At 53.8% G+C, this 13,801-nt stretch carries 16 protein-coding genes; 2 read left to right on the top strand and 14 right to left on the bottom strand.

The features are described 5' to 3' along the window. Window position 1: 1 nt before the first annotated feature. The gene (locus CO251_RS01455) at window positions 2-427 is read right to left on the bottom strand and encodes a metalloregulator ArsR/SmtB family transcription factor (RefSeq protein WP_103374038.1); all 426 of its coding nucleotides are present in this window, start codon (window positions 425-427) and stop codon (window positions 2-4) included. 215 nt (window positions 428-642) lie between these two features. Between CO251_RS01455 and CO251_RS01450 the strand changes: the two genes are divergently transcribed. Continuing rightward, complete coding sequence (locus CO251_RS01450; RefSeq protein ID WP_103374037.1) at window positions 643-888, top strand: glutaredoxin family protein; 246 nt, start codon at window positions 643-645, stop codon at window positions 886-888. Between the two features lie 121 nt (window positions 889-1,009). Here CO251_RS01450 and CO251_RS01445 read toward each other — a convergent pair whose 3' ends face one another. From CO251_RS01445 to CO251_RS01390, 12 genes are all read right to left on the bottom strand, one after another. Continuing rightward, the gene (locus CO251_RS01445) at window positions 1,010-1,333 is read right to left on the bottom strand and encodes a hypothetical protein (protein WP_103374036.1); all 324 of its coding nucleotides are present in this window, start codon (window positions 1,331-1,333) and stop codon (window positions 1,010-1,012) included. Between the two features lie 178 nt (window positions 1,334-1,511). Continuing rightward, window positions 1,512-2,207, bottom strand: coding sequence for a lipoyl(octanoyl) transferase LipB (gene lipB, locus CO251_RS01440; RefSeq protein ID WP_103374035.1), 696 nt, complete (start codon window positions 2,205-2,207; stop codon window positions 1,512-1,514). A 1-nt stretch (window position 2,208) separates the two neighbouring features. Next, complete coding sequence (gene lipA / locus CO251_RS01435; protein WP_103374034.1) at window positions 2,209-3,105, bottom strand: lipoyl synthase; 897 nt, start codon at window positions 3,103-3,105, stop codon at window positions 2,209-2,211. 40 nt (window positions 3,106-3,145) lie between these two features. Next, a complete protein-coding gene (locus CO251_RS01430) occupies window positions 3,146-4,459 on the bottom strand; it encodes a dihydrolipoamide acetyltransferase family protein (RefSeq protein ID WP_242968181.1) in 1,314 nt (437 codons plus the stop codon). A 29-nt stretch (window positions 4,460-4,488) separates the two neighbouring features. Further along, window positions 4,489-5,472: an alpha-ketoacid dehydrogenase subunit beta gene (locus CO251_RS01425; protein WP_103374033.1), complete on the bottom strand. Its 984-nt coding sequence runs from the start codon at window positions 5,470-5,472 to the stop codon at window positions 4,489-4,491. Between the two features lie 99 nt (window positions 5,473-5,571). Further along, complete coding sequence (locus tag CO251_RS01420; RefSeq protein ID WP_304465931.1) at window positions 5,572-6,558, bottom strand: thiamine pyrophosphate-dependent dehydrogenase E1 component subunit alpha; 987 nt, start codon at window positions 6,556-6,558, stop codon at window positions 5,572-5,574. Between the two features lie 8 nt (window positions 6,559-6,566). After that, a complete protein-coding gene (locus CO251_RS01415; RefSeq protein WP_103374031.1) occupies window positions 6,567-7,565 on the bottom strand; it encodes a thiamine pyrophosphate-dependent dehydrogenase E1 component subunit alpha in 999 nt (332 codons plus the stop codon). 36 nt (window positions 7,566-7,601) lie between these two features. After that, the gene (gene lpdA / locus CO251_RS01410) at window positions 7,602-9,008 is read right to left on the bottom strand and encodes a dihydrolipoyl dehydrogenase (RefSeq protein ID WP_103374030.1); all 1,407 of its coding nucleotides are present in this window, start codon (window positions 9,006-9,008) and stop codon (window positions 7,602-7,604) included. Window positions 9,009-9,267: 259 nt separating this feature from the next. Then, entirely contained in the window at window positions 9,268-10,014 is a 747-nt protein-coding gene (locus CO251_RS01405; RefSeq protein WP_103374029.1) for a PIG-L deacetylase family protein, read from the bottom strand. A 36-nt stretch (window positions 10,015-10,050) separates the two neighbouring features. Beyond that, on the bottom strand, window positions 10,051-10,374 hold the full coding sequence (locus tag CO251_RS01400; protein WP_103374028.1) for a nucleotide pyrophosphohydrolase: 324 nt from the start codon (window positions 10,372-10,374) through the stop codon (window positions 10,051-10,053). Beyond that, window positions 10,371-11,420 carry an NADH:flavin oxidoreductase/NADH oxidase gene (locus tag CO251_RS01395; RefSeq protein WP_103374027.1) on the bottom strand — a complete coding sequence of 350 codons (1,050 nt, stop codon included), beginning with the start codon at window positions 11,418-11,420 and terminating at the stop codon, window positions 10,371-10,373. Before CO251_RS01395 ends, CO251_RS01400 begins: the two co-directional genes overlap by 4 nt. 42 nt (window positions 11,421-11,462) lie before the next feature. Further along, window positions 11,463-11,933 (bottom strand): 23S rRNA (pseudouridine(1915)-N(3))-methyltransferase RlmH, encoded by a 471-nt coding sequence (locus tag CO251_RS01390; RefSeq protein ID WP_158246121.1) that lies wholly within the window; start codon window positions 11,931-11,933, stop codon window positions 11,463-11,465. A gap of 154 nt (window positions 11,934-12,087) precedes the next feature. Between CO251_RS01390 and CO251_RS01385 the strand changes: the two genes are divergently transcribed. Further along, window positions 12,088-12,420: a hypothetical protein gene (locus CO251_RS01385; RefSeq protein ID WP_103374025.1), complete on the top strand. Its 333-nt coding sequence runs from the start codon at window positions 12,088-12,090 to the stop codon at window positions 12,418-12,420. A 349-nt stretch (window positions 12,421-12,769) separates the two neighbouring features. On the opposite strand, the gene CO251_RS01380 is transcribed toward CO251_RS01385, so the two are convergent. Continuing rightward, window positions 12,770-13,774 (bottom strand): S1C family serine protease, encoded by a 1,005-nt coding sequence (locus tag CO251_RS01380; RefSeq protein WP_103374024.1) that lies wholly within the window; start codon window positions 13,772-13,774, stop codon window positions 12,770-12,772. Window positions 13,775-13,801: the final 27 nt, after the last annotated feature.

The following is a 13,801-nucleotide window of genomic DNA, read 5'->3' as shown; positions in this document are numbered from 1 at the left end:
ATCAACGGTATAATCCTGCATCGCGTTCGCTGTGCCCAGGTTGCCCTGATACAGCTTCTCCCTCCTCGTCCGCGGCATCGTTCGTCTTGCGAGCCCCATTTTCTGCGACGGTACAAGGCCATCCCACGGCATGCGTCGTTAGCCACTGCACATCGCTCGGTTCTTCCGGTAAAGCCTGCACCAGATTCGCGACGGGAGAGGCCATCGCCTCATTAAGGCGATAGTATATCCAGTATTTTTGCCGTCTTTCCTGCACCAATCCCGCTTGTTTCAGCTTTCTCAGATGCTGCGACACCGCTGATTGCGTAATGGGCAACAACGCCACCATTTCGCACACACAGGTTTCGCGCACCTTCAACATCGCCAAAATCCGCAACCGATATCCGTCCCCGAGGGCACGGTAGACTTCTGCTAAGGGTTCATACATCTTTAACACCTCATTCTTATTTACTTATATCCATAAATGGGAAGCGCGTCAATGATACCAAAGCACCTTGCCCCTGATCCTTTAGAACCATTTTTTCGTGGGCGCGGTTGAATACATACCCCATTGGGTATGAAGCTTTTATCTTGTCATTGCCAATCCTAGATTATGGTCTAGCAAATGGGTATAATAATACCCGCACGAAGGGAGGCGCGGGTATGGAAGTGATTGTCTATACACAACCAGGATGCCATTCCTGTCAACAAGAGAAGGCTTGGCTTCTTCATCATCAAATCGCATTTGAGGAACGCGATATCCGAAAAAATCCCGCATGGATAGACGAAGTCATAGCGCTTGGCTCCGACGCCACCCCTACCACGGTGATACGTACCCAAGAAGGTACGGAACAAATTGTCGTGGGATTTCGAACAGAGGACTTGCGGCGTTACCTTTTAAAGCCATAGCCTCTTGGAACAGATACGACGGTCATGGAACTGGGTTCCCCATCGGCTGCAAACCGATCGGCAATCCCGAAGGGATTGGTTGGGTTCGATTCCCAATGACCGTCTCCATCTCGCGCAAAGGTTAATCCTCGTCTAACTCCTCTTCCGTCGGGTCGTCGTATAAATCGGGAGCGTTGCGGCGCATGGAGGAGAATGCATCCCCTTCCGTCTCTTGATACGGCATATCGTCTCCGTCCAACGCGGACAGCACCACCATCATTTCGGATGTCGCCAGCTCTAACGCGGTTACGGCCCGGTCTAAAGCGCCCGCTGCCGTATCAGTCGGCAGTTCCTGATCGAAAATTGCCTTCCATTCCATCAAATGCGCCATTAACAAGCCAATATCTTCTTGCGCATGCTTCATGCTGCGAGCCCAATCCGGGTAGCGTTCGGTCTCATGCATCATTGTGGATTCCCCACTTTCCCATTAGGATGACTATCTCATCCTTCCTCACTGTACCATCCGTGCGAAAAAGCGCCTAGGGCCACCCGCAGCAATTACCCGTGTCCATTTGCCCCTAAAACGCGGGCAAGCCCTTCCTTCATCAGGAAAAGGCTTGCCGTAGCATGCTGTTTAACGATTTTCACACAGTGTTCGCGTGGACATCCAAGCTTTGCAGCGAAACAGGCGTCAGTGCCACGTCAAACACTTCTGCTAAATGGCGAATGACTACCGGCTTGACTTGTTCGAGGGTGATCGATGTCCCTAACAACCGGCGCATCGAGGTCACCCCTTTATCGTGAATCCCACACGGAATAATCCCGGTAAAATGCTCTAAATTCGGATCGACGTTTAAGGCAAAACCGTGTTGGGTAATCCATTTGCTCGCCTTTACCCCAATCGCCGCCACTTTGTCATGACCGACCCAAACCCCCGTGTGAGGCGGCATGCGGCCCGCTTCAATGCCAAAGTCCTGCAGTGTGCGGATCAAGACTTCCTCAAGATCGCGCAAATAACGATGCAAATCACGGCCGTGGCGATTCAAGTCAAAGATGGGATATCCGACTAATTGGCCGGGGCCATGATAGGTCACGTCTCCGCCCCGGTCGACTTCCACAAACTCAATACCTTCTTTGGCGCGCTGTGCCGCATCCCAGACCAAATTTTCATGCGATCCGCGTGCCGCCCGCCCCAACGTATAAACGGGTGGGTGTTCGACCAACAACACAATATCGGGCAAAGCCCCTAGTCCGACACGTTGTCCCACTTGCTTTTGCAACTCCCACGCCGGAAGATAGGCCATCGTTCCTAAATCGACGACATAGGCAGCCTGTGACATTTTAGCGCACCTCAGGGACTTGCGACGCTGCGTGATACGAGCTCCGCACTAAAGGACCTGATTCCACATGGCTGAAGCCCAGAGCCAAAGCTTCCTCTTTGATTTCCGCAAACTCCTCCGGCGGGTAATACCGTTCGACGGGGAGATGTTTGGCATCAGGACGCAAGTATTGCCCTACGGTCAACACATCCACCAAATTGGCACGTAAGTCTTCGAACACCTGATGAATTTCCTCTCGTGTTTCCCCAAGGCCCACCATGATGCCCGATTTCGTGACAATGGATGGGTCATGAAGCTTGACACGGCGCAGAAACTCCATGCTCCGTTCGTATTTCGCCTTAGGGCGTACATGGCGATACAAACGAGGAACCGTTTCGGTATTGTGGTTGAAGATTTCAGGATGAGCATCGGCCACGGTAATCAGCGCGTCCCAATTCCCTAAGAAATCCGGTGTCAGCACCTCGATGGTACAAGTCGGCACACGGCGGCGAATCGCCCGAATGGTCTCGGCAAAAATTGCAGATCCCCCATCAGGCACATCGTCTCGCGTCACGGATGTAATCACCACATGCTTAAGGCCCATGTCCTCGACACTTTGCGCCACACGCAGAGGCTCTTCCCAATCCAGTCCCGTAGGACGCCCTGTCGTTACCGCGCAGAATCCGCAATTGCGCGTACAAATGTCCCCCAAGATTAAGAACGTGGCCGTACGGCTTTCCCAGCACTCATAAATATTGGGACATAAGGCCTCTTCACACACGGTATGCAGGGTCTGAGACCGCATCAAATTCTTGAGGTCTACATAGTTTTTTCCTTGCGTCAAGCGCACCTTCAGCCATGGTGGCAAAGGTTGTGATGGGGCTTTGCGGTCGGTGTGTATGATTGGCAATGACTCCATCTTCGCACTCCTTTCCCTCTTCTCGTGGTCCCCTAAAGTATTAGTACAGCGAAGTGGAAGGCCCAATCGATTCCAGGTTTTGCTTGATCACCTGAATAAATTTCCCGGCCTCGGCTCCGTCCACCACCCGGTGATCGAAGGAAATGCAGACATTCATCATAGATCGGATGGCCACCATATCCTGGATCACGACGGGGCGCTTAACAATGGCTTCCATGGTCACAATGCCTACTTCGGGGGCATTGATAATGGGGTATGTCAGAACCGTGCCAATAGCCCCGGTATTGTCGACGGTAAACGTACCTCCCGTCAAATCATCCATCGTCAGGCGACCGCTCCGGGCCCGTTTCACCAGATCTTGAGAGGCCTTGGCCAGCCCTACGATGTTCTTCTGATCCGCATCCTTGATGACCGGCACAATGAGGCCGCGGTCGGTCGCCGTCGCCATTCCGATGTTCACGTGTTTCTTTAGAACAATACTATCTCCGTTCCACTGCGCATTCATTTCCGGAACCGCTTTCAACGCCTGCACCACCGCTCGCAACATAAACGGCATGTAGGTCAGTGACACCCCTTCGCGGGCCTTAAATTCCTCTTTGAGGCTCTCCCGTAAGGCCACCAGCGAAGTGACGTCCACTTCCATCATGAGCCATGCATGTGGCACGGTCGCTTTGGAACGCATCATACGGTCGGCAATAACCTTGCGCACCGAAGACAGCGGCACCACTTCATCATCGGCATCGATCACCGCAGCGGCCGCTGCAGGAGCACTGACAGGCGCGGACGGTGGGCCTGGGGGTACGGGAGCTGGCTGTGTGACCGGTTCGGTAGAAACGGGGACTTGAGCCGCTTCTACAGGTTTGGCAGCGGCAGCCCGCAAGATATCATCCCGTGTGACGCGCCCTTGTGCTCCGGTCCCTGTAACGGTGTCGGGATTAATGTGATTTTCTTCTGCCAAGCGGCGAACCGCAGGGGAATAGCGCCCGCGCAAATCCTTGCTCCCCGTTGTCTCAGGCGCAGGCTGTTGAGCCATTTCGGACGGGGCTGCAGCCGGGGCCGAAGCGGATTTTGCAGCAGCGGGTGCTGCGGCTGGGGCCGTATCTGCAGACGACTCACCTGACGCTGTAATCTCACAAATTGGGGTGCCGACCGCAACGGTTTGCCCTTCTTCCGCCAATATCTTGCTGACCGTGCCCCCTATGGGCGCGGGCACCTCGGCGTTCACCTTATCTGTCGTCACTTCAAGCAGAGACTCATATTTTTCGACCGTATCGCCGACCTTCTTGAGCCATTGACCAATCGTGCCTTCTGTGACGGACTCCCCTAATTGGGGCATAAGCACAACTTCTGCCATAATTCTCCTCCTTGCCATCCGACCTGCATTTAGAACTTGGCGAGCTTGCGGGCGGCCTCAGTAATTTTGTCGCTGGTAACCATAAACGCATGTTCCAGGGGTGGACTGTAAGGCATCGCGGGGACGTCCGGTCCAGCTAGACGCATAATTGGTGCGTCTAAGTGGAACAGCGCATGTTCGGCGATTAAAGCGCTCACTTCGCCACCAATGCCGCCCGTCAAGTTATCTTCATGCACAATGAGCACTTTCCCGGTCCGCTTGGCGGTCTCTAAGATCATCTCCACGTCCAAGGGCCGAATGCTGCGTAAATCAAGAATTTCTACCGAAATCCCCTCTTTTTCCAAGGTTTCGGCCGCTTTCAACGCATAGTTGACCATCAACCCATACGTAATGATGGAGACATCCTTACCGGTTCGTTTGAGGTCGGCTTTGCCAATGGGGATGAGATAACGCTCATCAGGCACTTCCCCTTTAATCGAGCGATAGGCCGCCTTGTGTTCAAAATACAGTACTGGATCTTCGTCTTGGATAGCTGCTGCCAACAATCCTTTGGCGTCATAAGGCGTACTCGGAATCACCACTTTTAATCCGGGAACGTGGGCAAAAAACGCCTCGACACTCTGGGAATGGTACAACGCCCCATGGACACCTCCACCAAAAGGCGCCCGGATGACCAGCGGGACCCCAAAGGCCCCATTGGACCGGTAACGAATACGAGCCGCTTCTTGTACAATCTGGTTAATGGCCGGAAAAATAAAGTCTGCAAACTGAATCTCTGGCACAGGACGCAAGCCATTCACCGCAGCCCCTATGGCTGTTCCAACAATTGCCGCTTCCGCCAACGGCGAATCAATCACCCGGTCCTCGCCAAATTCTTTTTGCAAGCCTTCCGTAACCCGGAACACCCCGCCCCGTACGCCAACATCTTCCCCATAAATGATGATGCGCTCATCGTGGCGCATTTCTTGCCGCAATGTTTCACGTATTGCTTCCAAATAACTCATTACCGCCATACGGATCCCCGGCTGCGATACTCCCCGTTTCCCTGTGGCCGGGACTGCCCTCCTTTGTGGTGATTGCTCGTTTGAGCATTCAAGGGAAATGGGATGGATTTAATCAGCGTAGACATGCTGCCAAAGCGTCGCGGGATCAGGCAACGGCGCTTTTTCTGCATACTCTGTGGCGTCGTTCACTTCATCCTTGATCCGCTGCTGGAATGCCTTTAATTCTTCTTCCGTCATGACCTTCTCGTCGAGGAGACGCTTTTCAAACGTAATCACCGGGTCCCGCTTTTTCCACTCCGCGACTTCCTCACGACTCCGGTAAGCCCGGTCGTCATCGTCGCTGGAATGCGGCACAAATCGGTAGGTTTTCGCTTCGATTAAGGTCGGTCCTTCTCCGCGGCGTGCTCTGTCTGCCGCCTCTCGCGTAACTTCATAGACCTTAACCGGGTCATTGCCGTCCACAATGACGCCCGGCATCCCGTAGCCTTGGGCCCGCGCGGCAACGTCCATAATGGCCATTTGCTTGCGTGCTGGAACGGAAATAGCATATCCGTTATTCTCGTTGAGAAAAATGACAGGGAGCTTATGCACCGCAGCAAAATTCAGTGCCTCATGAAATTCTCCTTGACTCGTGGACCCTTCTCCAAAAGAGGCCATAGAGACCCGGCCATCTTTCAGCACCTTCGATGCCAACGCCAGACCTGCTGCGTGCACATCCTGGGTTGCCACCACAGACCCAGTCGTTAAAATGTGCCGTCGCTTAAGGCCCCAATGTGCCGGCATCTGACGGCCGCCCGAGTTCGGGTCGTCCGCACGTCCTAAAAGGTGTAACATCACCTCACGTGGGGTCATGCCATAAGCCAATACCATCGCTAAATCCCGGTAATAAGGCACAATCCAATCTTCGCCCCGGTTCAAAGCCATCGCAGCTCCCACCTGGACAGCCTCATGGCCGTTAGCAGAATACACCACAGGTGCTCGCCCTTGCCGGTTCAGAATCCACATCCGGTCATCCAAGGCCCGCGATAGAGCCATGGTGTAATACATCTCCTTGAGCAACTCCGGGGTCATATTTAAAGATGCCAATGTCCCCACTCCTTTCATCAATCCTTCTCATACACGTGGTCCATTAAGGTCGAGGGGTCTGGCATCGCCGCGTTTAATGCATACTCTGTCGCATCATCGACCACCGCCCGCACTTCTTGTTGCAACCGTTCCTCTTGCCGCTCGTCCCATACGTTTAGGCGCATGAGAGATTCTCGGAAGACCACAACCGGATCATCCGCCTTTTCCCGCAACAATTCCTCCCGACTACGATAACTGCGGTCATCATCATCGCTCGAGTGTGCGGTATAGCGATACGTTTTGGCCTCAATCAACGTGGGTCCCCCGCCAGCCACAGCTCTCTCGCGCGCCGCATGCGCCGCCTCATACACCGCAAGCGGGTCAGACCCCTGTACGACAACGCCCACAATTCCGTACCCCGCAGCCCGGTCTGCAACATTATGAATCGCCATTTGATGGTTCTGCGGCACCGAAATAGCGTAGCCATTGTTCTCGACCACTACAATCAGCGGCACACGCTGCACCGCCGCAAAGTTTAAGGCCTCGTGAAACTCCCCTTGGTTGGTGGAACCTTCTCCTAAAAAGGCCACCGCCACCGCGGCCTCATGACGCAGCTTGAACGCCCATGCCAGCCCCGCCGCCTGTGTCACCTGCGTGGCCACCGGCGACGATCCCGTAAAAATCCGCCGTGCACGATGTCCATAATGCGCAGGCATTTGCCGGCCGCCAGAGCTCGGGTCATCCGCCTTGCCCAAAAACCCCAGCATCACTTCCCGCGGCGTCATACCAAATGCCAATACGACAGCCAGGTCGCGGTAATAAGGCGCAATCCAGTCGACCTGAGAATCCAAGGCCATAACCACCCCGGCTTGTGCGCCTTCCTGCCCTTGACAGGAGATGACAAACGGCGCTTTCCCTTGACGGTTAAGAATCCACATGCGCTCGTCAAGTCTTCTACTTAATACCATGTAATAATACATGGTCTTTAATTTTTCTCGATCGACTGGTAGCCCAGAGACTGGTTCTCTCTGCGCCATATTCCGTTCCCCCTTCCGGCGTACCGGCTTTTTGGCTCACATATGAATGGCGCGACCATCCACAGCAAGCGCGGCTTCATGCAGAACCTCGGACACTGTCGGATGCGCATGAATGCTCTCCGCCACTTCCCATGACGTCGCTTCAAGGAATTTGGCCAAAGCCAATTCGTTGATGAGGTCGGACGCATGTGGACCCACAATATGAGCCCCAAGTAACGCATCCGTTTGCTTATCAGCGATTAATTTTACCATGCCATCAGCATCCCCCAAAATAAGGGATTTGCCATTCGCCCGAAACGGAAATGTCCCCACTTTGACCGTATAACCCTGGGCTTCAGCTTCTTTTTGCGTCAGGCCTACGGACGCTACTTCTGGCCGAGAATACGTAATGCGAGGGACACGGTGGGGATCCAAGAGCTCCGGGTCCGCATTGGCCATGGTTTCTACCGCGATCATCCCTTCAGCGGCTGCCACGTGAGCCAGCAAATAGCCGCCAATCACATCGCCAATGGCGTAGATATGCGGCACATTGGTGCGGTAGTGGTCATCGACCGTAATAAACCCGCGTGCCGTCTCCACTCCGGCTTTGTCGAGGCCCAGCCCATCAATAACAGCTTTCCGGCCTACAGCGACCAGCAAAGCTTCCCCGGCCACGGCGACACGGCTGGCATCGGGCAACACCACCTCGGCCTGAATACCATCATCATTGACTTTCAGACTATCGGTATCGAATTTGGATCCGGCGTAGATTTTCACACCGCGGCGTGTCAGCATTTTGGTCAATTGGCCCGCAATTTCATCGTCATCTTGGGGTAAAATGTGCGGCAACATTTCCACCAATGTCACTTGGGCCCCAAAGTCATTGTACATTGAGGCAAACTCGACCCCAATCGCTCCGCCCCCTAAAATGACGATAGAGGATGGCACTGTGGGGCGTTTGAGAACGTCGTCGGAACTGATAATCCGGGCACCATCAAAGGCCATACCCGGAATTTCGCGCGGCACAGATCCAGTCGCAATCAGAATATTGGTCGCTTCGAGCGTTGTGACTGTGCCATCCGCTGCCGTAACGGTTAAGTGGCTAGCATCGGCCAACTGGCCAAATCCCTCATAGACCGTCACCTTGTTCTTCTTGAGCAAGAATTGCACGCCGCGGTACAGTTGGTCTACCACTTTATCCTTGCGCGCCAAGGCCTTCGGATAATCGAGTCCCATATTCTGACCCGTAAGCCCATAGTCAGGCAAATGTTGGATGGTGTGGAGCAGTTCAGCGGTATTCAGTAACGCTTTTGTGGGAATACAGCCTTGGTGCAAGCATGTTCCCCCCACCTTGCTTTTATCCACTAAAGCCGTGTGGAGTCCCAGCTGTGCTGCACGAATGGCCGCGACATACCCCCCCGTTCCACCGCCCAGCACTATGAGATCGTAGTGATTTGGTGCCATCGTCGTTGATCCTCCTTGTGTCGCTGGGTGTATCCTCGCACTGGCCAAAAGCTCTTATCAGCGGCAGAGCTCTGACCGGATTGGACGAACCCTCTCGTCTGTCAGAAGATGCTGGCAAATTGGGGAGCACATCGCGTCTCCCCACCACGAGGAAAAGAACGTCTTGCTTTCCCTTTTCTTCATTCAGACTATCTGTAGCCTACCGCTTTGCCCTGTGACTGGCAAGCATCGAGATTTTGCGGAATATTCCCTGCAACTTTTAAGACTGCCAGGTAAAGGCATTAAAGTGCAGATGATGCGGCGTCAATACCTTAAAAGGCTCTGCTCGCTCTACTCCTTTGGGTCTACCCGTCTCTTGCGCCATTAAGGTCAGATACATCATCAGCTGGGGCCCGAGCGGTGGGCTAAACTGACTTTGATGCGCCGAAAGCGCTTGGATTTTGCGGTCAAACGTCTCGGTGACATCGATCACCGTATTCGGCCATGCACTGCCATAATAGGCAATGGCGGGAGAAGGGACGGGCGTGCCTAAATCCGGTTGGGCTAATGCAAACGGGGCCATAATGACCCCCGTAGACACCTGATGCCCCAATGTGCGGTGATCCGGATGGGCTTCGTAAGGCAGCCAAGGATCGGGGGCCATCACGAAATCAGGTCGTATGTCCCGAATCACACGAATGATGTCTCGGCCTAGCGCCTCTTCATATTTTTTCAGTTGCGTATCCGGATAGTCCAAAAAGATGAGGCGTCCGCCCCCTAAAATCTCCAAAGCAGCTTGCTGTTCCTTTTTGCGGATGGCAGCCAGTTCATCGGGCGACATCTGTCCATCTTCACTACCCGCTTGACCAGAGGTCGCAATAACATACGTCACTTGGCAGCCATGGTCGATCAGTTTGGCAATCGTGCCACCGGCGCCGACTTCATTATCGTCCGGATGCGGTGAAAACACGATCAAATTCTTGGCGGCCATCAAATCTGGAATGGGAAGAATCGCTGATAAATCCATAAGCGCCTCCTTGCTCTTCTCCAAACCCCAAGCGTCTTATTGTGACGCTTTCGGTGTCCAACGCCCCTTATCCCGCTCTTCATACTTGGCCATGACCGCGTTAAAGACGTCATTTAAATCCAGTCCTAAGGCATTAGCAAATGAAACCACCACAAACAACAGGTCGCCTAGCTCCATCGCTAACGAGCCTTCTGGTTCACTAGGTTTTTTAGGTTTTTCGCCAAATTGATGATTGACTTCACGGGCTAACTCACCCAGTTCTTCGGTCAGCCGCAAGATCATGCCTTGAGGAGAGAAATACCCCTCCTCAAATTGGCTGATCCACGCATCGACCCGGGCTTGCATGTCGGCAACCGTCATGAGGGATTCCCACGCGTCTTGCTGACGAAATCCGGCCCAAACGCACGGTCGTAAGCTTTGGGCACTTGGATCCCTTCCCCCAAGGCTGCCGCGGCGGTGTTGGCCCAATAGGGATCACGCAGCATCCCGCGCGCAATCGCGATCATATCGGCCTGTTCTTGTTGCAACACGGATTCGGCCAACGCTGGCGCCTCCAGCATTCCCACGGCGATAACAGGAACGCCTAAGGCCTTGCGTAGACGCTCTGCGTAGGGCACTTGGTAGCCGGGAAAGAACGCAGGAACAACAGGGGCATTACCGCCGGAGGACACATCAAAAACATCCACGCCATGATCTCGGTATTGGCGGGCCATCGATTCGAGTTGGTCAATGTCGTAGCCTTGCGGATGATATTCTGTCGCCGATACCCGCATGATAAGTGGCATGCCCGCCGGCAATTCACTCTTCACAGCCTGGATAACCTCGGTCCCGAAGCGTGCATAATCTCCGTATTCATCATCGCGTTGATTTGAGAGCGGAGACATGAATTGATGGACTAAATATCCATGTGCACCGTGGATTTCCACCGTATCCGCTCCTGCCTTGACAGCCCTACGCGCCGCTTGTGCAAACGCCGCAACAAGCCGCTTGATGTCGTCGCGACTAAGCTCTTTGGGTGTGCGGTACCGGTCGGAAAACGCAATGGGCGATGGTCCCACGGGACTTAGTTCCGGCGATTCAGCCTTGCGGCCCGCATGGGCAATTTGAATGCCAGCTTTGGCCCCGTACGCATGAACCCCCTCAATGACACGAGCATACGCGTCAATTTGATCATCGGACCACAGCCCCAAATCACGAACCGTAATGCGGCCATCCGGCTCGACATCCGTCATTTCCATCATCACCAGTCCGGCACCACCCACGGCCCGCGATATGTAATGAACATAGTGCCAATCATTAGGTCGGCCATCGTGCTCCCACACAGAGTATTGGCACATCGGCGACATCATAATGCGATTTTTTACCGTCAGATCTTTTACACGAAATGGTTCAAAGAGCCTTGCCACGCCATCATTCCGCCTTTCGTTCTGTGTCTTTGGACGTTCTCGCTATTTATGGTAGGGATGGTGATGTATGATGCTAAAGGCCCGGTAAATTTGTTCCATGACGAGAAGTTGCGCCAGCGCATGCGGCAAGGTTAACGGAGATAGCGACCAGCGCCAGTTGGCACGGTCCTTAATGCGGGCCGACAATCCCAAACTCCCCCCTACCACAAACACCACAGGGAGACTTTGGTCATAATAGTGCGCCATTTTGGCACTCAGGTCGACGGAATTCAAAGATTGTCCCATGATATCCAAAATGATGACCCAGTCACTCGGCAAGATTTTGTCCAGCAGAAGTCTTCCTTCGCGTTCTTGGGTTTCAAGCTCCTGGCCCGAACGATAACCGATTTCTGTGACGCTGTCCCACTGCACTGGCATCCACGGGGTGAGCCGTTGACGGTAGTCATCTATCAACTGGGTAACCCGCTTGTCTTTGGGGCGTCCTACCGTAAGCATGCGCCAGCCCCGTGCCATCGCCCTCTCCTTTCCCATACCCTGTTTCCTTTGCCTTTTCAGTTTACAGGTTTTGCGGCTCGAGGGCCAGAAAGAGGCTTTGTAGCTTGTACTATTGGCCCATATTGCACATACATATCACATAGAGAACTCTGACAGAAATGAGGGGTTTCTAGTGCATGAAGACAATCCCGCTGAAAATCGGCAAACGGCTGGGCACGCTTTATTATCAGCACTCGCAGCGACATTTGGCGGGGGATCCTCTATCGTCTTGATTCGGTCAGCCGTGGGCAGCCGCTCCTTATCCCTTCCCCATATTTTCGTCCTAGCCCTTACGACCTTGGGTAGCGCGCTTCTGCTCTCGCTTATTTGGGGCGGTCATCCCGATCGGCAATGGCCTGTCACGCGCCACATTTTATGGATTTCGGTTTTGGCCGTCGCGACAACAGTCTTCGCCACAATGGGATGGCCCTGGTTCTGGCACTGGGCATTTCCTCCTCGTGGATAAGGAAAGCTCTCACGCAGGAACTGGCATGCGTGGGAGTTTTTCTTACACGCGCTTGCTCCTTATGTTCCACAGTCTCCCTCTATAGCTTTAACCTCTGTAGCCACAGAGCAAGGCCCAAAGATTGCGCCATCTATGTAAGCCACCTTATGGATGCACCTAGCATCCTGCCAAGGCCGTGCCCCTTAGAATTCCCACCTTTGCCGAATAGCTATCCGCTTTCATGATTAGTAAAGATGCTTAGCGCCACCATAGCTTACGGTTTTCATTAGCACAACGGTAAAGAACGTCTTGTCGATAACGCGTCGTCGAGCTCTCCCGCATAACGAGAATGCGAGAGAGCCTCCTATATCTACCCCGCTTGGCGCGGCTTCATCGGCAGTTCCTGTAGTGTAACGACTTTTTGCAAGCGTTGAGTTCCCCGCATAATGTCAAGACGCACGGCCCGACCGACTCCCACATTCTGAAAAACCCTCACAATATCTTCTTTTTGGTGAACAGGAATTCCGTCGGCGGCCACAATAAAGTCGCCTGGCTGAATACCAGCTCGCGCAGCAGGACCTGACGGAACCACCCCCACCACCAGCAATCCAAATGACCGCGGACCTGATGACTCCACGGTAGCTCCTAACCACGGCCGTTTCACATGGCCATATAAAATCAACTGTTGCGAAATCTCTTTCACCGTGTCACTAGGAATCGCAAATCCAATCCCTTCCACGCCAGCTTGAGCAATCTTACTGGAATTGAGGCCAATGAGTTCACCCCGGGCATTGACCAACGCCCCCCCGCTGTTGCCGGGATTAATGGCTGCATCGGTTTGAATGAGATGATATTCCCATCCGTCATGAAACATCACCCGGTCTTTAGCGGAAATAATCCCTGTGGTCACCGTGTGGGAGAGCCCTAAGGCATTGCCAATCGCCACCACCAGTTCACCTGGTTCAATGGTCTTCGATGAGGCAAATGCAATAGGCTGCAAATGCTTGGCATGAATGTGAATGACGGCGAGATCGGTGAGGGCGTCAGTACCCACGAGGGTCGCCCGGTAGCGGTGACCATTTGATAGCACCACAACCAACCGCGTTGCGCCCGCCACAACATGGTCGTTGGTCACAATATCGCCTGCCCGGTTTAACACGACCCCCGAACCAATCCCGCGGACTTTTAACTGCTGCCCCTGCTGCTGACTATTCAGCACAATCACTACGGATGGATCAACCTTTTTGACAATCTGGGTGACCGGCCAATTCAAGGTTTGGGGTGCCCTAGCGACGGTCATAAAAACCAAGAGAGCCCCCACCACAACGCCTATAAATCCAATGAGAAAAGGCTTCCACTCTCTTAAACGCGGCATGGGAATTCCTCCTATCGCGAGAAGATA

Origin of the sequence: Sulfobacillus sp. hq2 (assembly GCF_002903155.1) — a bacterium.
GTDB classification, from domain to species: domain Bacteria; phylum Bacillota; class Sulfobacillia; order Sulfobacillales; family Sulfobacillaceae; genus Sulfobacillus; species Sulfobacillus thermotolerans.
Note: the sequence above shows the minus strand (reverse complement) of the source record. Positions and strands in the feature narration are given on the sequence as shown.

Bases quoted from the DNA above. Each gene is read 5' to 3' on its own strand.
- lipB (WP_103374035.1), bottom strand. From the start codon at position 2,207: ATGTCACAGGCTGCCTATGTCGTCGATTTAGGAACGATGGCCTATCTT.
- CO251_RS01390 (WP_158246121.1), bottom strand. From the start codon at position 11,933: ATGGCACGGGGCTGGCGCATGCTTACGGTAGGACGCCCCAAAGACAAG.
- CO251_RS01455 (WP_103374038.1), bottom strand. From the start codon at position 427: ATGTATGAACCCTTAGCAGAAGTCTACCGTGCCCTCGGGGACGGATAT.
- CO251_RS01405 (WP_103374029.1), bottom strand. From the start codon at position 10,014: ATGGATTTATCAGCGATTCTTCCCATTCCAGATTTGATGGCCGCCAAG.
- CO251_RS01445 (WP_103374036.1), bottom strand. From the start codon at position 1,333: ATGATGCATGAGACCGAACGCTACCCGGATTGGGCTCGCAGCATGAAG.
- CO251_RS01430 (WP_242968181.1), bottom strand. From the start codon at position 4,459: ATGGCAGAAGTTGTGCTTATGCCCCAATTAGGGGAGTCCGTCACAGAA.
- lpdA (WP_103374030.1), bottom strand. From the start codon at position 9,008: ATGGCACCAAATCACTACGATCTCATAGTGCTGGGCGGTGGAACGGGG.
- lipA (WP_103374034.1), bottom strand. From the start codon at position 3,105: ATGGAGTCATTGCCAATCATACACACCGACCGCAAAGCCCCATCACAA.
- CO251_RS01400 (WP_103374028.1), bottom strand. From the start codon at position 10,374: ATGACGGTTGCCGACATGCAAGCCCGGGTCGATGCGTGGATCAGCCAA.
- CO251_RS01380 (WP_103374024.1), bottom strand. From the start codon at position 13,774: ATGCCGCGTTTAAGAGAGTGGAAGCCTTTTCTCATTGGATTTATAGGC.
- CO251_RS01450 (WP_103374037.1), top strand. From the start codon at position 643: ATGGAAGTGATTGTCTATACACAACCAGGATGCCATTCCTGTCAACAA.
- CO251_RS01425 (WP_103374033.1), bottom strand. From the start codon at position 5,472: ATGGCGGTAATGAGTTATTTGGAAGCAATACGTGAAACATTGCGGCAA.
- CO251_RS01415 (WP_103374031.1), bottom strand. From the start codon at position 7,565: ATGGCGCAGAGAGAACCAGTCTCTGGGCTACCAGTCGATCGAGAAAAA.